Genomic DNA, 19087 nt, shown 5'->3' on the forward strand with positions numbered 1-19087 from the left:
GGCTCACCTCCGAGGGAGCAAAGAAGAACGGTGCCATTCGAAAAATGCAGGAAGCACGGCACGAAGAACACGGAAAGCCGATATTCCACCGCGCACCGTGCCGATGCGGACGAGTTCGTGCTGTGGGGCGTCCACGACCACCCGGACGGCGGCAACCGGCCGGTCTCCCGCCCGCAGCGCGCTGTGCAGCGTCGTGGCGGACTCCATGTCCACCGCGATCGCGCCCGTGGCGAGCAGGGCGGTGCGCTCGTGGCCGCGGACGACATGGTCGGAACCGGTGAGCGGGCCGGTGTGCACGGTGCGGCCGGGCACGGCCCGCATCAGCTCCTTGACCAGCAGATCGGTTCCGACGCAGGTCGTGCGGCCGTGTGCGTCGCGTGTCTCGTCGGCGACGATCAGGTCGCCGGGGTGCATGCCGGGGGCGAGCCCGGCACAGAAGCCGGTGGCCACGACGGCGGCGTGGCGCAGCGGTTCCTTGCCGAGCGCGCCGGTGACGGCCCGCTCGGCGTTCTTGGGGCCCATGCCCGTACGGAGCAGGGTGGCCCGCCCGTGTGCGCCTCCGCGGTCGCCCGTGCGCAGGGCGAGGTGCTCGATGCCGAGCGCGCAGGCGATCAGCAGCGGTGCGGGGTCCGGCACGGCCGGGGTCCGGCCCATCAGCCCCCCTTGGCGGCGAGGCCCGCGAACGGCTCCCCGTTGACGTACCGGCCGAGTGCGGTGAGCGGGAACACCTGCCGGTAGAGGTGGTAATTGATGGAGAAGTCCCAGGGGAAGCCGGTGCCGGTGAAGTACGGCTCGTCCCAGGAGCCGTCGTCCCGCTGGGTCTCGGCGAGCCAGGCGACGCCCCGCTCCGCGGCCTTGGAGTCCCGCTCCCCGGCGGCGAGCAGCGCGAGCAGCGCCCAGGCCGTCTGCGACGCGGTGGAGACGCCCTGGCCGCGCCATTCCTCGTAGCGGTAGGAGCGCAGGTCCTCGCCCCAGCCTCCGTCGTCGTTCTGCACCGATTCCAGCCAGCCGACGGCGCGGCGCAGTGCCGGGTGCGAGCCCGGCAGGCCCGCCGCGGTGAGCGCGGGCACCACGGACCCTGTCCCGTATACGTAGTTGACGCCCCAGCGGCCCAGCCAGGAACCGTCCGGCTCCTGTTCGGCGAGCAGCCACTCGATGCCGCGCCGGGTGCGCGGGTCGTGAGCCTTGCCCTCGACGGCGAGCATCTCGACGACATGCCCGGTGACGTCGGCCGACGGTGGGTCGATGACCTCGCCGAAGTCGCAGAAGGGCAGCCGGTTGGGGAACGGGCTGGTGTTGTCGGCGTCGAAGGCGGCCCAGGCGTTGTTCTTGGACTGCATGCCCAGGGTCCAGCGCACCCCGCGGCTGATGGCGTTCTCCATGCGCGCACGGTCCGGGTGGTCCACCCGGCGCAGCGCGAGGATGACCTCGGCGGTGTCGTCGATGTCGGGGTAGTTGTCATTGTGGAACTCGAACGCCCAGCCGCCCGGGGGGAGTTGGGGTCGGCGGACGGACCAGTCGCCTGGCCGTGCGATCTCTTCGGCGAGCATCCAGTCCGCCGCCTTGATGAGCTGCGGATGGTCCGCGGGCACGCCCGCGTCCGCGAGTGCGATGGTCGCCAGGCAGGTGTCCCAGACCGGCGACTGGCACGCCTCGATCATCCGGGCACCGTCCTCGCGCCAGACGGCGAACCGGTCGAGGGACGCGAGGCCCGCCTTGAGGACCGGGTGCTCCAGGTCGTAGCCGAGCAGGTGCAGCGCGATCACGGAGTAGACGGCGGGTGGCTGGATGCCGCCCCAGCAGCCGTCGTTCTCCTGGCGTTCGATGATCCAGCGGGCGGCGCTGTTCATCGCGGCCTTGCGCACCTTGCGCGGGGCGACCTTGCGGTAGAGGTGCAGCGCCTTGTCGAGCCGCTGGAAGACGCCGTCCCAACTCCCTACGGAAGCAAGGGGTTTGCCGGGGTTCGGCACGCGCGCATCGCTGTGCAGCTCGTCAAGGGGGAAGGGCGCGGGCCGGACGGGACGCTTGGCGGAGACGACCGTGAGCGGCACGATCGTCTGCCGGGCCCAGCACCCGAAGTCGTAGATGTTGAGGGGCAGCCACTTGGGGAAGTAGATGAGCTCCGGCGGGAGTTCGGGGAGGTCGTCCCATTTCCACCAGCCGAACAGGGCGAGCCAGATGCGGGTGAAGACGCGGCTCGCGGCGATGCCGCCCTGGTCGCGGATCCAGGCGGAGGCCTTCGCCATGTGCGGGGCGTCGGGGGCGTCGCCCGCCAGACGCAGCGCGACGTACGCCTCGACGGTGGTGGAGAGTTCGCCGGGGCCGCCGAAGAAGGTGGCCCACGTGCCGTCGTCACGCTGCTCGCCGCGGATGAAGAGCGCGGCGGCCCGCGTGGTCTTCTCGTCGCGGATGCCCAGGAACTGACGGAGCAGCAGGTCCTCGGCGTCCATCGTCACGTTCGTCTCGAGGTCGCCCTTCCACCAGCCCTGGGCGTCCTGCTGCGCGAGCAGGAATTCGGTGGAGCGTTGTATGGCGCGCGCGGCGGCGTCACGTGGCCCTGCCGTCGTGACGGCCTGGTCGAGTGGCTGGCTGGCCGAGGTTGCGCGGGGCGTCACCGCTCCGGTGCTTCCGTCGGTCGTCGCTGTCATGGCTTCCCCTTCGTGCAGTCGTCTTCTCTGCTGTGGGTCCGCCGTCGGCCGACGCGCTGGGCGCCGGCCGGCGACTGCCTGGGAGTCTGGGGGCTATCCCCCAGAGGGCCCGCATATGCGCTCGATAGTGATCATCTCTTTCGTACGACGACGAAATCGGCGAGCGCGACGAGCTGAGCCCGCACCCGGTCCGGCATCTGGATGGTGTCGAGCGCCTCGATCGCGATGGTGTGCTGGCGCCGGGCCTCCTCGGCGGTCCACTCACGGCCGCCCGCCTGCTCGATCAGGGCGGCGCGCGCGGCGAACTCCTCCTCGGAGAAGCTGTCGAAGTCATTGCTCTTGGCGTCGGCCGCGAGCAGCTCGCCGAGCTGCTCGGATGCGGGCCCGCCCGCGGCGAGCGCGGCCACGACGGGCAGTGACTTCTTGCGCTGGCGCAGGTCGCTCCAGGTCTGCTTGCCGGTGGCCTCCGGGTCGCCCCAGATGCCGAGCAGATCGTCCACGGCCTGGAAAGCGAGGCCGAGGTGGTAGCCGTACTTCTCCAGGACGTCGGCGGTGTGGTCGTCGGCGCCGCCGAGGACCGCGCCGATGGAGACCGCGCAGGCGAGCAGGGCGCCGGTCTTGTTGCCCTCCATCTCCAGGCACTCCTCGACGGTGACCCGCTCGCGGTGCTCGTAGGAGATGTCCTGCGCCTGGCCGTCGATCAGGGCACGGGTGGCGGTGGTCAGGCGGCGCGTGGCGCGGCCCGCCTCGACGGTGCCGATCTCCAGGAGGATCTCGTTGGCGAGCGCGAAGAGGGCGTCGCCGACGAGGATGGCCTGGGCCGGGCCGTGCACCTTCCACACCGTGTCGCGGTGGCGGCGCTGCTCGTCGCCGTCCATCAGGTCGTCGTGCAGCAACGAGAAGTTGTGCACCAGTTCCACGGCGACCGCTCCCGGTACGCCGACCTCGGGAGCGGCGCCCGCGGCCTCCGCGGAGAGCAGGGCGAGGGCGGGGCGCACGGCCTTGCCGCCGTCGCCGTCCGACGGGTTGCCCTCGGCGTCGATCCAGCCGAAGTGGTAGGCGGCGACGGTGTCCATGGGCGGTGCGAGGCGGTCCACGGCGGACCTCAGCACCGGGGTGGCCAGCGTCCTTCCGCGCTCGAGCAGTGAGGTCACGTCCACCGTGTCGGCAGCCGGTTCGGCCGAGGGCACAGTCGGCACAGTCTCTCCTCTTGTTCCAATGCTGGCTTCCTGGGGACCTGACCCCAGAAGGGCTGGCTTCACGCGGCCTCCTCGACGTCGAAGAGGTGATCACGTGGGCGGTCGAGTGCGGAGAGAGCGGCCCCGGCGGCACTGATGCCACTGCGGACGGCGCTCTCCATGGTCGCGGGCCACCCGGTGGCGGTCCACGCCCCGGCCAGGTACAGGCCGGGAGCCTTGGTGCGAGCACCGGGCCGCAGCCGGCCCACACCGGGAGTCGGCGCGAACGTCGCGGTGCGCTCCCGAGTCACGAAGAAGTCCCGTACTCCGGCGCCGTGCGCGGCGGGCAGCAGCCGCTCCAGCTCCGGCAGATAGCGCTCGCGCAGCGCGGCGACGGGCGCGTCGATCTCGTCCTGGGCCGCGGACTGGGACAGCGCGACGTACTGCCCCTCGGTGAGTCCGGAGGCCTCGGTCCGGTCGAAGACCCACTGCACGGGTGAGCCGATGGCCGCGAAGAAGGGCCGCTTGAGCACCTTGCGGTCGTAGACGACGTGGATGTTGAGGATCGGCGCGGTGTCGATGTCGAGCAGCCGGTCGGGCTCGTCGAGGGCGCCGTCCGGGAGCAGGTCGTGGGTCTCGTGCTGCGGCACGGCGAGCACGACGGTCTGGGCCTCGAACTCCTCGCCGGGAACTTCGACCTTCCAACCCCCGTTGTCGGTACGGGAGATGGAGGTGACTCGTGTCCTCAGTTCGGTTCGCACGCCCGCGGAGTCGAGCGCCTTGCGGGCGAGCGTGTCATGGAGATCACCGAGGGGCACATGGGCCCAGCCGATGTCGGCGGCGCCCGGTTCCGAGAGCAGCCCGGTCTTGAAGACCATCGCGGCGAGCCCCAGCGAGGAGTCCCCCGCGACGGCGTTCAGCGTGGCCACCCCGACCAGGTCCCACAGGGCCTCGACGGCGCGCGCCGACTGACCGTGCGCGGTCAGCCAGCTGCCGAAGTCCTGGCCGTCCAGCTTGGGGTCTGCCGGGTCGAGCCCCTTGAGGGCGAGCGCGGCACGCCCCACGTTGGCGCGCTCCGCGAGCGACAGATGGGGATACGTGGCGAGGCTCGCGGCCAGGTGCAGCGGCACGGGCAGCGCGGTGCGGCGAAGGCGTCCGAGCCGGTTCCGGTCGGCGTCGAGTACGGGCACGTCGAGACGTTCCTGCAGGGGCGCGAGGGCCGCTCCGTCGACGCGGTCGAGGAACCAGCGGTAGGCGGTGCAGCAGCGCAGATAGACGTGCTGGCCGTTGTCGACGGTCAGCTCGCCGCGTTTGAAGGAGAAGGCGAGCCCGCCGAGGCGCGGTCGCCCTTCGAGCAGCGTCACGCGCAGCCCCGCGTCGGCGAGGGACAGCGCCGCGGTGATGCCGGCGAGCCCGCCGCCGACCACCACGGCGGCCCCGCGGCCCGCGGCGTCCTCGGCCTCCGCGGCCGATCGCGTGTCGTCGTTCGTCATGCACTTTCCCCCTGGGCGGTTGCAGTCTGGGACGCCGGGGCGGAGCGGAGGGTTGCCCGCCGGTTGCCGGAGGTCGCCCTACGTTCAGCGCATTCGCCTCGGATGCCCCTCACGTACGCCTCCTGACGGTCTGCCGGGAGATGGTGCGCGCATCGAGACCGGAGAGACCGCGCACGGCGACATACGCCTTTTCGCGGCCCGGCAGCGAGACACGGCCCCGCAGGACCGCCTCCGGCTCCCGCTCGATGCGGTCGAGGAGACGCCGGTAGATGCCAGCCATGGCGGCGACGCAGGCGCCGCTGCGCCGGTCCAGCATGGGCAGCAGCCGGTATCCCTCGGCGAACAGCGCCCGCGCCCTGCGCACCTCGAAGTGCACGAGCCCGGCGAAATCGGACCCGGCGGGCGGCTGCGAGCCCGAGAACCCGGCCGAGCAGCCGAACTTGGCGAGGTCGTCGGCGGGCAGATACGTACGGCCGTCCTCCGCGTCCTCGCGAACGTCGCGGAGGATGTTGGTGAGTTGGAGCGCTAGGCCGAGCGTGTCGGCATACTCCGGCGCGCGCTCGGCATTGAGCGCCCCCCGCTCGGTGCCGAACACGCCCAGCGAGAGCCGTCCGATGGCCCCCGCCACGCACCGGCAGTAGACCTTGAGGTCCTCCCAGATCTCGTATGTCTCGCCGCGGACGTCCATCAGGACCCCGTCGATGAGTTCGTCGAGCCCGCCGAGCGGGATGGGGAAGTGGTCCGCGGCGTGCGCGAGCGCGACCGCCACGGGGTCGGTGTCGTCCTCGTCCACGTTGCCCGCGCGGATCCGGGCGAGCAGGGCCCGGGTGTCGTCGAGGCGCTCGGCCTTGACGTCCGGCGGGAGCGCGCCGTCACCGATGTCGTCCACGCGCCGCGAGAGGGCGTAGAGCGCCGACATCGCGCGGCGCTTGGGCATCGGAAGCAGCCTGATGCCATAGGCGAAATTGCGTGCCTGCTGCCCGGTGACGGCCTCGCAATAGCTGTATGCGGCGAGTACCGGCGCGGACACGTTCGGGCCTGACTCCACGGTCCGGCTCACCCCTCTCCTCGCAGAACCGCCCCCACCTCGCGCAGCAAGCGCGGCTTGGTGGGTTTGGGCGGTCCAGGAAGTACGTCGTATCCGGCGGCGACGATCGCGGAGACCGCCGCCCTCCCCCCAGCCACGAAACCTGCAAGCAGCACCTTCAGCCTGCCGTGGACGCTACCCACCAGGGGGGTGCCTTCATTCAGGAGGCAGCGGGCGCGTTCTGCTTCATATGCAACCAGTGCGCGCACCGACGCGCCTGCTGTCGGTGCGGCCAGATCCCGCTCCTGGACATGGAACCGCTTCATGTCCTCGGCGGGCAGGTAGATGCGGTCGCGGCCCAGGTCCTCGGCGACGTCCTGCAGGTGCTCGACGATCTGGAGGGCGGTGCACACCGCGTCCGAGCGGCGGATCCGCTCCGGCGTCGCGGTGCCGGTGATGCCGAGGACGAGCCGGCCCACGGGGTTCGCTGACAGCTCGCAGTAGGCGAGGAGGTCGCCGTACGTCTCATAGCGTGCGACGAGCTGATCCTGGCGGTTGGCCTCGATCAGGCCGAGAAAGGGCTCGGGCGTGAGGCCGCAGCGGTGCACGGTGGGCTGGAGCGCGCGCATCAAGGGGTGCATCGGGGTGGAGTCGAAGACCCGGTGCAGGTCGGCCTCGAAGGCGTCCAGGAGGGCGAGCCGGTCGTCGGCGGCCTCGGGGTCCACGCCGAGGTAGCGGGCGTCGGCGCCACCTGGGGCCAGGTCGCCGTCACCGATGTCGTCCACCAGGCGGGCGTAGCCGTACACGGCCATGAGGTCGTCGCGCCAGGCGCGGGGCAGGAAGAAGGGCGCCACGGGGAAGTTCTCGTCCGCGGCCTTCGCGAGGACGGCGGATGCGTCGCGCAGCTGGAGATCATCCGAAGCCATTGCCGTCACATCTCCCGTTCTACACTGCCGACCCAATACATCCCATTTCGGACACGCCGCCCGGCCCTCCGCGAGACGGACCGTGTCATGAGCCGGGGCGCCGCGCGATATCGCCCCACTTGCCGCGAATCAGCACCGGTACAGCTTACGTTGTACAACGCCGCCTGCATCGTCGGGGTGTTCCGCGCATCACAACAACACACCGATTGGCGTCAATCTTCCCTGGGCCAGAGGGACTTGAGGCAACCAACGGGGCAGTCGGGATTCAGGACGCGGCAGGGCCCCGCCGGGTTGACTCCGGCGGGGCCCTGACTCGTTCGGGTGTACGGGTCGAGCTACTTGCCCGTGAACTTCTCGTACTCCTTGATGACCTCGTCGGTCGGCCCGTCCATGCGCAGCTCACCGCGTTCGAGCCACAGCACGCGGTCACAGGTGTCACGGATGGACTTGTTGTTGTGGCTGACCAGGAAGACCGTGCCGGCCTCCTTGCGGAGCTCGCGGATGCGGGCCTCGGAGCGCTTCTGGAACTTCCGGTCACCCGTGGCGAGCGCCTCGTCGATCATCAGTACGTCGTGATCCTTGGCGGCAGCGATGGAGAAGCGCAGGCGGGCCGCCATGCCCGACGAGTAGGTGCGCATCGGCAGGGTGATGAAGTCGCCCTTCTCGTTGATGCCCGAGAAGTCGACGATGTCCTGGTAGCGCTCCTTGATCTGCTCGCGTGTCATGCCCATCGCGAGCCCGCCGAGTATGACGTTGCGCTCGCCCGTCAGGTCGTTCATCAGGGCCGCGTTCACGCCGAGCAGCGAGGGCTGGCCGTCGGTGTAGACCTTGCCCTTCTCGGCGGGGAGCAGGCCCGCGATGGCACGCAGCAGGGTCGACTTGCCGGAGCCGTTCGAGCCGATCAGGCCGATGGCCTCGCCGCGGTAGGAGGTGAAGCTGACGCCGCGCACGGCGTGCACCTTGCGCACGCCCCGCTCCTCGCCGCGCTTGAACATGCGGCTCAGGGCGGAGGTGGCGCTGCCCTTGCCCGTCTTCGCACCGTTCACGCGGTAGACGATGTGCAGCTCGTCGGCGATGACGGTGGGGACGTGCCCCTTCGTCACGTCGGAGATCTCGTCGGTGATCTTGTCTTCTTCAGCCACGGCCGTAACGCTCCTCAGCCTTCCAGAAGTACACGAAGCCGCCGACGGCGACGAGTACGGCCCAGCCGGCCGCGACCGCCCAGACGTGGTTCGGGAGGTACTCGTTGCCGTACCCGTCGATGAGCGCGAAGCGCATCAGGTCCATGTAGATGGCCGCGGGGTTCCACTGCAGGATGTCCGCGATCCACTCCGGCCTGCCCTTGAGCATGACCGGGATGGAGAACATCACGCCGGACGCGTACATCCAGGTACGCATCACGAACGGCATCAGCTGGGCGAGGTCAGGGGTCTTGCTGCCGAGCCGCGCCATGATCATCGCGAGGCCCGTGTTGAACAGGAACTGCAGGGCGAGGACCGGGAAGATCAGCAGCCACGACAGCTTGGGGTAGCTGCCGAAGCCGATCGTGATGAGGAACAGCACGATCATCGAGAACAGCAGCTGCTGGAGCTGCTGGAGCGAGAAGGAGATCGGCAGCGAGGCCCTCGGGAAGTGTAGGGCGCGCACCAGGCCGAGGTTCCCCGAGATCGACCGGACGCCCGCCATCACCGAGGACTGCGTGAAGGTGAAGACGAAGACACCCGTGACCAGGAACGGAATGTAGACCTCGCGGTCGAAGCCCCGGTCCGCCTTCAGGATCAGGCCGAAGATCAGGAAGTAGACGAGCGCGTTGAGGAGCGGCGTCGCCACCTGCCACAGCTGGCCGAGCTTGGCCTGGCTGTACTGGGCGGTCAGCTTCGCCTGCGAGAAGGCGAGGATGAAGTGGCGCCGTCCCCAGAGCTGGTGGACGTACTCGAAAAGTCCGGGCCGTGCGCCGCTGACGGTCAGACCGTACTTGGCGGCGAGCTCGGCGCGGGAGAGCCCGTCATCGGGCGACGGAGTCGACGGGGATGCTGTCACCGCGACTCCGCCGTCATGCGTTGTCTCACTCACGAGTGGAAACTTTCGTCTTCAGATGCGCAGCCGGTCGGGCGTAGGCATGGGCCAGGGACCGGGGTATGGCCCAGATGTTCTCAGACCCGAGCTTGTCAGATGACAGGAGGTCGGCCCAGTCGGGTCAGGCGCCACACCGTACGCCACTTCATCGGTTTGCGCGGTCCGCAGGGCGTCGTCCAGCCCTCCTTGAAGCCGCCGAACCAGGCCTTGAGCGCGGGGCCGGAAGGCTTCCTGGCCAGGGTCAGGAGCATCCACACGCCGAGGTAGACCGGGACCAGGAGTGCGGGCAGGTTGCGGCGGGCGAGCCAGACGCGGTTGCGGGCGACCATCCGGTGGTACACCGCGTGCCGCGAGGGGGCGGTGGTGGGGTGGAAGAGCACCATGTCGGCGCGGTAGTCGATCATCCAGCCCGCGTTCAGGGCACGCCAGGCGAGGTCGGTCTCCTCGTGGGCGTAGAAGAACTCGTCGGGCAGACCGCCGACCTCCGCCATGACCTGCGTACGGACGGCATTGGCGCCGCCGAGGAAGGTCGTCACCCGGGATGAGCGCATCGGGTCGGCCGCGCGCAGGCGCGGGACGTGGCGGCGCTGGGTCTCCCCCGTGTCCGGGTCGGCGATGCGGAAGCTGATGATGCCGAGCTTCGGGTCGGCGGCGAAGGCCTCGCGGCACAGCTGGGCCGTGTCCATGTTGGCCAGGAGTCCGTCGTCGTCCAGGAACAGCAGGATGTCGACGTCGGTGCCGCCGGGGCCGAAGGCCTCGATGCCGACGTTGCGGCCGCCGGGGATGCCGAGGTTCTCGGGCAGCTCGACGGTCCGTACGCCCTCGGGGACGTCCGGCACGGGGGCGCCGTTGCCGACGACGACCACCTCGACCGGGTCGCCGTCCTGCTTGGCGACCGAGTCGAGGAGGGCGCGCAGCTCCTGCGGCCGGTTGCCCATGGTGATGATGACCGCGCCGACCTTCAGGGGACGGCTCCCCGCCGCACTCACTTCAGCCTGCTGGAAGCGAGGATGGACACGAGGTGCAGCAGGGTCTGGAGCAGCGCGATGCCGGCCAGGACGGCGACACCGATCCGCGAGAAGAACAGGTCGCCGCGCACCTGGTCCACGATCGCGAGGACCAGGATGAGCAGGGACGCCTCGATGCCGAGCACGAGCCGGTGGAACTTCAGCGCGCCCGCGGCCCTGCGGGCCAGGGCCATGCCGGAGGAGCGCGGCTCGGAGGCCGACTCCTTGACCGGGGCGAGGCCCTGCTGGTGACGGGCGACACCGACGAGGTCGGTCTCCGCCTTGATCAGGATGGCGCCGAGCGCGGCGAGCGTGCCGAGGAAGGCCCACAGCCAGTCGATGCGGCCAGAGCCCCACAGATCGGCGGCGCGCAGACCGAAGCCGACCAGGACCGCGGCGTCGCACAGGTAGGCGGCGACACGGTCGAGGTAGACCCCGGCCATCGAGTACTGCTTGCGCCAGCGGGCGATCTCGCCGTCGACGCAGTCCAGCAGGAGATACAGCTGGACCATGATCACGCCGAGTACGGCGCCCGTGATCCCCGGCACCAGAAGCGCCGGGGCGGCGAGGGCGCCGGCCACGGTCATCAGATACGTGAGCTGGTTGGGCGTGATCCTGGTGTTCACCAGGTAGCGGTCGCAGCGCAGCGAGATCTCTCGCATGTACAGGCGTCCCGCCCAGTGCTCACCGCTGCGCCGATCCTTCACCCCTGCGGGGTGAACGACGGGGCGGAGTTCAGCTACCGATGGCCTTGGCATAGTCGGCGTATGCGTCCTTGATCTGGTCGGAATTCAGATTGAGGTGCTCGAGGATCGTGTAGCGCCCGGGGCGCGTCTGCGGGGCGTACTCCACGACCTGGACGAACTCGTCCACGGTGAAGCCGATCTCCTGCGGCGTCACGGGGAGACCGTGCCTGCGCAGCACCTCCACCATGTACAGCGACTCCTCGCGTGCCCCGCGCAGGAACATCGCGAAGGCCGCGCCCAGGCCGCACTGCTCGCCGTGGCTGGCAGCGCGCTTGGGGAAGAGGAGGTCGAAGGCGTGGTTGATCTCGTGGCAGGCGCCGGACGCCGGGCGGGAGTCGCCCGACACGGACATCGCGATGCCGGTGAGGACCAGACCCTCGGCGAGGACCTGCAGGAAGGCGTCGTCGCCCACGCCCCCGGGGTGGCGCAGGACGGCCTCGCCGGCCTGGCGGGCCATCGCGGCCGCGAGGCCGTCGATGTCCTCGCCGCGCTCACGCGCGGCGAGCTCCCAGTCCGCGATCGCGGAGATGTTGGACAGGGCGTCGCCGATGCCGGAGCGCACGAACCGTACGGGAGCCTCGCGGATCACGTCGAGGTCGATGACGACCGCGATGGGGTTCGGGACTCCGTACGAGCCGCGGCCCGCGTCGTTGTCGAGCGTGGCGACCGGCGAGCACAGACCGTCGTGCGACAGGTTCGTCGCGACGGCGACCAGCGGCAGGCCGACGCGCGCGGCAGCGAACTTGGCGCAGTCGATGATCTTGCCGCCGCCGAGGCCCACGACCGCGTCGTAGCGGCCCTTCTTGATGGCGTCGGCGAGCTTGATGGCGTCATCGAGCGTGCCGCCGCCGACCTCGAACCACTCGGCGCTGGGCAGCGACGGTTCGAGCCGCTGGCGGAGCACCGCGCCGGAGCCACCGCTGATGGCGATGGCGAGCTTGCCGGTTGACGAGCAGATCCGCTGGTCCGCGAGGACACCGGCCAGGTCGTTGAGCGCCCCCGGCCGGATGTCCACGACGACCGGCGAGGGGATGAGCCTCGTCAGTACTGGCACGCGATCTCCCGGCCCTTGGCGAGGTCGTCGTGGTTGTCGATCTCGACCCACTTGACGTCGCCGATCGGCTCCACGTCGATCTTGAAGCCGCGGTTGACGAGCTCCTGGTAGCCGTCCTCGTAGTAGAGGTCGGGGTCGCGCTCGAAGGTGGTCTTCAGCGCGTCGGCGAGCTCGTCGGCCGCCTCGCCCTCGATGAGGGTGACGCCGATGTACTCACCGGTGGCCGTCGCCGGGTCCATCAGCTTGGTGATCTTCTGGACGCCCTTGGCGGGGTCCACGATGACCTTCATCTCCTCGTCGGCGAGGTTCTTCACCGTGTCGAGGGCGAGGATGATCTTCTTGCCGTCACCGCGGGCGGCGAGCAGCGTCTTCTCGACGGAGACCGGGTGCACGGTGTCCCCGTTGGCGAGGATCACGGTGTGCTTGATCGAGTCACGGCCGCACCAGAGGGAGTAGGCGTTGTTCCACTCCTCGGCCTTGTCGTTGTCGATCAGCGTGAGCTTGAGGCCGTACTTCGCCTCGAGCGCCGCCTTGCGGTCGTAGACGGCTTCCTTGCGGTAGCCGACGATGATCGCTACCTCGGTGAGACCGATCTCCGCGAAGTTGCCGAGGGTCAGGTCGAGGATGGTGGTGTCACCGTCGACCGGCACCAGGGCCTTGGGGAGCGTGTCGGTGTAGGGGCGAAGACGCCGTCCGGCGCCGGCCGCCAGCACGAGGCCGATCATGCGGGTTCTCCTTCATCGTGTACGGCGGGTGCTCCACGTTTGTGAGCGGTCACCCAGAAGCGGATGCTCTCGACGAGCACCACGAGTGCCACGGCCACGGCGAGTGCCGTGAGCGCGACGGTGAAATCTGTGTCGGTGAGCAGAGCGGCGGCGAGAGCGACCGCGAGCGTCCTGCCCTCATGCCCGCCGATCGCCCGCACCAGCCAGTGCGGCGGCGCGCCTGCGTCGCCGCGGATGCGGTACACCGTGTCGTAGTGATGGTAGGCGACGGCGGACACCAGTCCGAAAGCCGCGGGCAGGGCGCCGTTCACGTCCGCGTTGGCGGCCAGCAGCAGGATCGTGCCGTACTCGGCCGCGCGGAAGAACGGCGGGACCAGCCAGTCGAGGGCGCCCTTGAGGGGGCGGGCGACGGCGAGTCCCGAAGTGATGACGTAGATCACCGCGGCGACGATCACCCACGGGCTGCCGTACGACGTGAGTCCCGCCACGCAGACCAGCACGGCGCCGCCGGCGAAGGCGAGCAGCGGCGCGGGCAGCGCCGGGCCGCGGAGCCTGAGTGCGGCGAAGGCGGTCGCGAGCGGGCCGGTGTCGGCGAGGTCCGCGAGTGCCTGGGCTGCGCGGTCGGTGCGGGTCGCCTTGCGGGTCAGCGAGCGCAGGAGACGGCCGGCCGTGGTGTAGCAGGCGGCGAGTCCACAGCCGATGAGCAGGACGACCAGGGTGATGCGCGGCGTGGTCACCGCGGTGAGCACGGCGATCAGGGCCCAGCGCTCGCCGATCGGCAGCACGATCATGCGGCGCAGCCAGACCGTCCAGCCGACGCTGTCGAGCTTGTCGGAGAGGGCAGCGGTGGGGCTGGTGTTGGCGGTGGCGTCGTGATTCGCCTCATTGAACGAGAAGTCCACGACGTGCCGGCAGGTCTGCAGGACCATCGCGCCGAGCGCGAGCGCCCATACGTCGTCGCCGGTGGCGTTCGCCGCGCCGAGCGCGAGGCCCGCGTAGTAGGCGTACTCCTTGGCGCGGTCGAAGGTCGCGTCCAGCCAGGCGCCCAGCGTCGAGTACTGCAGGGAGTAGCGGGCGAGCTGCCCGTCCGTGCAGTCCAGGACGAAGGAGAAGAGCAGCAGAAGGCCGGCCGCGACGAAGCCGGGGCGGGTGCCGGTGGCCGCGCAGCCCGCCGCGATCAGGGCGACGAGCAGCGAGGCCGTCGTGACCTGGTTCGGGGTGAGGCCGCGGCGCGCGCACCAGCGGGCGATGTAACGCGAGTAAGGGGAGATGCAGTACGTCGTGAAGAAGCCGTCCCGCGACTTGACCGCGGTCCGCAGGCGTACGGCCTCGTCGTCCACGGCGGCCACGGCCTGCCGCGCCTCGTTCCGTGCCTGAGGATCGCTGGGCACGGTGGCGACGAGGGTGCCGAGGTCGGGGCGGTGGACGTCGCGGCCTTCGGCGGCCAGAGTCTCGGAGACGTGGTCCGCGAGCGCCTCCACCGTCAGGGCGGAGCCGCCGCCGTTGCCCGAGCCCGTGGTGGACCGCAGCGCACGCGTCAGGTCCGCCCTGGCCTCGGGCTGCGCGGTCACGGCGCCGGGAACGGCGGACGCGGCGAAGCGGGGGTCCGTCAGGCCGAGGCGGAGGGCGTGGACGTGGCCCACGAAGCGCGCGTCGACGACCGCGACCCGCTGTCCGGCCGGGACGGCGGCGAGCAGCGTCTCGGTGTCCGCCGCGTCGGAGGCGACCCGTACGTCAAATCCCAGGGACCGCAGATCGCCTTCGAGCGGCGACCCGGGGACCGGCTGACCGGTCAGGATGGCGGTCGACAGACGAACTCACTCCTTGATTGCCGGCGCGGCTCGCGCCGGGCACGTGCGTGATGAGGGGCGCCCCTGGCCGGCAGCGGCCGGGCGGCACGTCGGCAGAGGCTATCGGATGATGGGAAGCGGGCGTTCACCGCCCGTTTACGGCCCCATAAGCAGAACCTGCAGAGCCCTCCGCCAACTCGATCATCATGGTCGATCGGGGGCGGCACCCACAAACCGCGCTTCATGTGACCGGCACAAACGACATAAAGTCGACGCCCATGACATGGATGATCACAGGTGGAGCGGGTTATATCGGGGCACATGTGGCGCGGGCCATGGCCGGTGCCGGGGAGCGGGTGGTCGTCCTGGACGACGTCTCGGCCGGGGTGCCGGAGCGGCTCCCCGCGGACATTCCGCTCATCAGGGGCTCATCGCTCGACGGTGATCTGCTGCGGCGGGCCTTCGCCGAGCATGAGGTGACGGGTGTGGTGCACCTCGCGGCGCGCAAGCAGGTCGGCGAATCCGTGGAGCAGCCGCTGCGCTACTACCGGGAGAACGTCGGCGGCCTGGTGACGCTGCTCGAAGCGGTGGCCGATGCGGGCATCAAGCGGTTCGTCTTCTCCTCGTCGGCCGCGGTGTACGGCAACCCGCCCGACGTGGCCCTGGTGGCGGAGGACACCCCCTGCGTGCCGATCAACCCGTACGGCGAGACGAAGCTCGCCGGGGAGTGGCTGGTGCGGGCCGCGGGCCGGGCGCACGGCATCGCGACCGTGTGCTTGCGCTACTTCAATGTGGCGGGCGCCTCGGCCCCCGAGCTCGCGGACACCGGGGTCTACAACGTGGTCCCGATGGTCTTCGACCGGCTCACCCGCGACGAGTCACCGCGGATCTTCGGTGACGACCACCCGACGCCGGACGGCACCTGCGTCCGTGACTACATCCACGTGGCCGACCTCGCCGACGCCCACCTCGCGGCGGCCCGCCGTGTCGAGGCGCACCCCGAGGGCGACCTGACGGTGAACATCGGCCGCGGCGAGGGAGTTTCCGTACGCGAACTCGTCACCCTCATCGGCGAGATCTCGGGTGACCACCGGCCGGCGATCGTCGAGCCGCGCCGCGAGGGCGACGCCCCGCGCGCCGTCGCGGATGCCGGTCTGGCCGCCGAGAAGCTGGGCTGGAAGGCGCGGCGCACGGTACGCGAGATGGTCGAATCCGCGTGGGCCGGCTGGTGCCTCCACCACCCCGAGGCGCACCGCCCCTGATCACCTCAGTGCTCTGACCTGCGGTCATTTCCGCAGGTCAGAGCATATGACAACGGTGTTCAGTGCCGTGTTGCCGGATACCCCCACCCCGTAGTTCACTGTGATCGCGGCAGACGCGCGACCAGGGGACAGAAGACCGATACCGACCATACGGAGGCGGCTTCCATGGGGGCTGGGCACGACCACGGACACACACACGGGGGGACGGCGACGGCGGCGTACCGAGGGCGGCTGCGCATCGCGCTCTCGATCACGGTCACCGTCATGGTGGTCGAGATCGTCGGCGGCCTCATGGCGGATTCGCTCGCGCTCATCGCGGACGCGACGCACATGGCGACGGACGCGCTGGGTCTCGGCATGGCACTGCTCGCGATCCAGTTCGCCAACCGCCCGGCGACGGAGAACCGCACCTTCGGCTACGCCCGGGCCGAGATCCTCGCCGCGCTCGCCAACTGTCTGCTGCTGCTCGGCGTCGGCGGCTACGTCCTGTACGAGGCGATCCAGCGGTTCATCACGCCCGCCGAGACCGAGGGCGGACTGACCATCGTCTTCGGGGTCGTCGGCCTGGTGGCGAACATCATCTCCCTCTCGCTCCTGATGCGCGGCCAGAAGGACAGCCTGAACGTGCGCGGCGCCTTCCTGGAGGTCGTGGCCGACGCGCTGGGCTCCCTGGCCGTGATCGTCGCCGCGGTGCTCATCCTGACGACCGGCTGGCAGGCGGCGGACCCGATCGCCTCGCTGGTCATCGGCCTCATGATCGTCCCGCGTACGGTGAAGCTCCTGCGCGAGACCCTGAACGTGCTCCTTGAGTCCGCGCCGAAGGGCGTCGACATGGCCGAGGTCCGCCAGCACATACTGGATCTGCCGGGCGTCGAGGACGTCCACGACCTGCACGCCTGGACCATCACTTCGGGGATGCCGGTCCTCTCCGCACACGTGGTCGTCAGCACCGAGACGCTCAACGGGATCGGCCACGAGAAGATGCTGCACGAGCTGCAGGGCTGCCTGGGCGACCACTTCGACGTGGAGCACTGCACGTTCCAGCTGGAGCCGGTGGGCCACGCGGAGCACGAGGCAAAGCTCTGCCACTGACACCGGCGCCGACACCGGCACGGACACCGGTGAGGGTGGCTTCCGGTGGTTCCTTGCCAGGAGGGGCGGTCACGTGCGGCAGACTTGAGGCTCGAAGACCGAAGCGAAGGATGGGTATGCCGACCACACCTGCCACCGCGGCGAACAGCTCGTCGAACGGCACCGGAGAAGCGATCTTGCTGGAACTCGTCGACGAGGACGGCAGGACGATCGGCACGGCGGAGAAACTCTCCGCGCATCAGGCGCCCGGGCAGCTGCACCGGGCGTTCTCCGTCTTCCTCTTCGACGAGCAGGGGCGGCTGTTGCTCCAGCAGCGCGCCCTGGGCAAGTACCACTCCCCCGGCGTCTGGTCGAACACCTGCTGCGGCCACCCGTACCCCGGCGAGGCGCCGTTCGCGGCCGCCGCCCGCCGGACGTACGAGGAGCTGGGCGTCTCGCCCTCGCTGCTCGCGGAGGCCGGCACCGTGCGCTACAACCACCCGGACCCCGACTCGGGCCTGGTGGAGCAGGAGTTCAACCATCTCTTCGTGGGGATGGTCCAGTCGCCGCTGCGGCCCGACCCGTCCGAGGTCGGCGAGACCGCGTTCGTGACGGCCGGTGAGCTGGCGGAGCGGCACGCCGAGGGGCCGTTCTCCGCGTGGTTCATGACCGTCCTGGACTCGGCGCGGCCCGCGATCCGGGAGCTGACGGGGCCGTCGGCCGGCTGGTGACCCGACTCCCTGTCTGATCCCGGTCTAACCGGTGCCGTTGGGCTTCAGGGGCAGGGCCGCCCAGATGACCTTGCCCCCGCTCGCGGTGTGTTCGACGTCGCAGGCGCCGCCCGCCTCCTGCGTGATCTCGCGGACGAGGAGAAGGCCGCGGCCGCCGGTCTGGCCGTGGTCGGCCACCAGGGCGGTCGGGCGGTAGGGGTGGTCGTCCTCCACGGAGACCCGCACCCACTCGGCGCCGACCGCCACCTCCACCGCGAGCATCGGCGAGAGCAGGGCCGCGTGCCGCACCGCGTTGGTGACCAGTTCGGAGACGATCAGGAGCAGGCCCTGCACGAGGTCGTCCGATACGGGCACGCCCTGCCGGGCCAGCAGGTCGCGTACGGCGTGCCGTGCCTGGGGCACCGAGGCGTCCACGGCGGCGGCGGTGAACCGCCACACGCCTTCGTACGGCACCTTTCCGGTCTCCCGAGGGAGTGGGCCGGGGCACCTCCCGTCGTCGCCCATCGTCGGGTCGCCGCCCTTGCGCTCGATTGTCACCACGCATCGAGTGTTGGGAATGTCCTGGTCCGGACCGTATGACTGACCAGAAGTCAGCGACTATCGACGCAATTTGATCACTGACGCCAAACCGCGTCAGTTGTATGGCGCTTCCTGTCCTCGCCGTTTCGCTTTCAAGCGTTCTTCGGGTTGTACGGGTTGTCAGCACCGTCTGGCCCGCCCGACCCGCCCGTCTGCCGGTCCTCCGCGACCATGCTCACGATCCGCCGTCCGCCGAGGCCCGCGGCGAGCAGGCCGAGGCCGTCGAAGAGCAGCGCGAGCGAGAAGAAGCAGCCGATCACGTACTGGCTGCTGCTGGGCCAGTTGGCGAGCACCAGGATGCCGAGAAGCAGACCGAAGGCGCCCTGCACGAGCGTCCAGCCGAACTGCGGGCCGCGCACCACCAGGCTGCCGACCAGTCGGAAGACACCACCGGTCAGGAAGAGCAGCGCGGCGAACATCGTCAGCGCCTCCGCCGCCACATCCGGCCTGCGGATGATCACGACACCGGCGGCTAGGTTCAGGGCGGCCACGACCACGCCGAGCCAGAAGAAGTTCGTGCCGCGGGACTGCACCGCGTGCAGCAGGCCGACACAGCCGCCGATCAGGAGCAGCCAGCCGAACAGGAGCATGGAGGTGAGGGTGGCGAGGCCCGTGTAGACGAGGCCGACGATCCCCGCCAGCGCGAGGATCGCGCCCAGCAGGGCCAGCCAGCCGAGACTGCGGCTGAGCTGCTTGGCGCCCTGGGCATCCGCCGGGGCGGTCTTGGTGGTCTTGGCGCTCTTGGGTCGGGCCATCAGCGTCTCCGTCCTGCTT

18 protein-coding genes are annotated in these 19087 nt (G+C 70.3%); 3 read left to right on the plus strand and 15 right to left on the minus strand.

From position 1 onward, the window contains the following. Nucleotides 1-3: 3 nt before the first annotated feature. The 13 genes from OG302_RS08110 to OG302_RS08170 all read right to left on the minus strand — a co-directional run bounded on the left by OG302_RS08110 (nucleotide 4) and on the right by OG302_RS08170 (nucleotide 14691). On the minus strand, nucleotides 4-654 hold the full coding sequence (locus tag OG302_RS08110; RefSeq protein ID WP_371526129.1) for a 1-hydroxy-2-methyl-2-butenyl 4-diphosphate reductase: 651 nt from the start codon (nucleotides 652-654) through the stop codon (nucleotides 4-6). Continuing rightward, on the minus strand, nucleotides 654-2648 hold the full coding sequence (shc, locus tag OG302_RS08115; RefSeq protein ID WP_371526130.1) for a squalene--hopene cyclase: 1995 nt from the start codon (nucleotides 2646-2648) through the stop codon (nucleotides 654-656). Before shc ends, OG302_RS08110 begins: the two co-directional genes overlap by 1 nt. A gap of 131 nt (nucleotides 2649-2779) precedes the next feature. After that, a complete protein-coding gene (locus OG302_RS08120; protein WP_371526131.1) occupies nucleotides 2780-3910 on the minus strand; it encodes a polyprenyl synthetase family protein in 1131 nt (376 codons plus the stop codon). Next, a complete protein-coding gene (gene hpnE, locus OG302_RS08125; RefSeq protein WP_371526132.1) occupies nucleotides 3907-5319 on the minus strand; it encodes a hydroxysqualene dehydroxylase HpnE in 1413 nt (470 codons plus the stop codon). The genes OG302_RS08120 and hpnE overlap by 4 nt, the downstream gene beginning before the upstream one ends. Before the next feature lie 109 nt (nucleotides 5320-5428). Beyond that, a complete protein-coding gene (gene hpnD, locus OG302_RS08130) occupies nucleotides 5429-6379 on the minus strand; it encodes a presqualene diphosphate synthase HpnD (protein ID WP_371526133.1) in 951 nt (316 codons plus the stop codon). Then, the gene (gene hpnC / locus OG302_RS08135) at nucleotides 6376-7272 is read right to left on the minus strand and encodes a squalene synthase HpnC (RefSeq protein WP_371526134.1); all 897 of its coding nucleotides are present in this window, start codon (nucleotides 7270-7272) and stop codon (nucleotides 6376-6378) included. The genes hpnD and hpnC overlap by 4 nt, the downstream gene beginning before the upstream one ends. A gap of 335 nt (nucleotides 7273-7607) precedes the next feature. Next, nucleotides 7608-8414: an ABC transporter ATP-binding protein gene (locus OG302_RS08140; protein ID WP_371526135.1), complete on the minus strand. Its 807-nt coding sequence runs from the start codon at nucleotides 8412-8414 to the stop codon at nucleotides 7608-7610. Next, nucleotides 8407-9345, minus strand: a complete 939-nt coding sequence (locus OG302_RS08145; protein ID WP_371526136.1) for an ABC transporter permease — start codon at nucleotides 9343-9345, stop codon at nucleotides 8407-8409. Before OG302_RS08145 ends, OG302_RS08140 begins: the two co-directional genes overlap by 8 nt. Before the next feature lie 95 nt (nucleotides 9346-9440). Next, nucleotides 9441-10286: a glycosyltransferase gene (locus OG302_RS08150; protein WP_361830425.1), complete on the minus strand. Its 846-nt coding sequence runs from the start codon at nucleotides 10284-10286 to the stop codon at nucleotides 9441-9443. Nucleotides 10287-10333: 47 nt separating this feature from the next. Beyond that, nucleotides 10334-11113 (minus strand): CDP-alcohol phosphatidyltransferase family protein, encoded by a 780-nt coding sequence (locus OG302_RS08155; protein WP_371526137.1) that lies wholly within the window; start codon nucleotides 11111-11113, stop codon nucleotides 10334-10336. Next, nucleotides 11091-12155 (minus strand): iron-containing alcohol dehydrogenase family protein, encoded by a 1065-nt coding sequence (locus OG302_RS08160; RefSeq protein WP_361829855.1) that lies wholly within the window; start codon nucleotides 12153-12155, stop codon nucleotides 11091-11093. Before OG302_RS08160 ends, OG302_RS08155 begins: the two co-directional genes overlap by 23 nt. Further along, on the minus strand, nucleotides 12143-12880 hold the full coding sequence (locus tag OG302_RS08165; RefSeq protein WP_361829857.1) for a phosphocholine cytidylyltransferase family protein: 738 nt from the start codon (nucleotides 12878-12880) through the stop codon (nucleotides 12143-12145). Before OG302_RS08165 ends, OG302_RS08160 begins: the two co-directional genes overlap by 13 nt. After that, nucleotides 12877-14691: a DUF5941 domain-containing protein gene (locus OG302_RS08170; RefSeq protein WP_371750053.1), complete on the minus strand. Its 1815-nt coding sequence runs from the start codon at nucleotides 14689-14691 to the stop codon at nucleotides 12877-12879. The genes OG302_RS08165 and OG302_RS08170 overlap by 4 nt, the downstream gene beginning before the upstream one ends. A 257-nt stretch (nucleotides 14692-14948) precedes the next feature. Between OG302_RS08170 and galE the strand changes: the two genes are divergently transcribed. The 3 genes from galE to idi all read left to right on the plus strand — a co-directional run bounded on the left by galE (nucleotide 14949) and on the right by idi (nucleotide 17734). Beyond that, nucleotides 14949-15932, plus strand: a complete 984-nt coding sequence (gene galE, locus OG302_RS08175) for a UDP-glucose 4-epimerase GalE (RefSeq protein WP_371526138.1) — start codon at nucleotides 14949-14951, stop codon at nucleotides 15930-15932. Nucleotides 15933-16097: 165 nt separating this feature from the next. Then, nucleotides 16098-17024 carry a cation diffusion facilitator family transporter gene (locus tag OG302_RS08180; RefSeq protein WP_371526139.1) on the plus strand — a complete coding sequence of 309 codons (927 nt, stop codon included), beginning with the start codon at nucleotides 16098-16100 and terminating at the stop codon, nucleotides 17022-17024. 116 nt (nucleotides 17025-17140) lie between these two features. Beyond that, nucleotides 17141-17734, plus strand: a complete 594-nt coding sequence (gene idi / locus OG302_RS08185) for an isopentenyl-diphosphate Delta-isomerase (protein ID WP_361829863.1) — start codon at nucleotides 17141-17143, stop codon at nucleotides 17732-17734. Nucleotides 17735-17758: 24 nt separating this feature from the next. On the opposite strand, the gene OG302_RS08190 is transcribed toward idi, so the two are convergent. Together OG302_RS08190 and OG302_RS08195 are read right to left on the minus strand one after the other, a co-directional pair. Continuing rightward, nucleotides 17759-18238, minus strand: coding sequence for an ATP-binding protein (locus OG302_RS08190; RefSeq protein ID WP_371750054.1), 480 nt, complete (start codon nucleotides 18236-18238; stop codon nucleotides 17759-17761). A 167-nt stretch (nucleotides 18239-18405) separates the two neighbouring features. Further along, nucleotides 18406-19068, minus strand: coding sequence for an HdeD family acid-resistance protein (locus OG302_RS08195; protein ID WP_371526140.1), 663 nt, complete (start codon nucleotides 19066-19068; stop codon nucleotides 18406-18408). Nucleotides 19069-19087: the final 19 nt, after the last annotated feature.

The organism is Streptomyces sp. NBC_01283 (assembly GCF_041435335.1).
GTDB lineage: Bacteria > Actinomycetota > Actinomycetes > Streptomycetales > Streptomycetaceae > Streptomyces.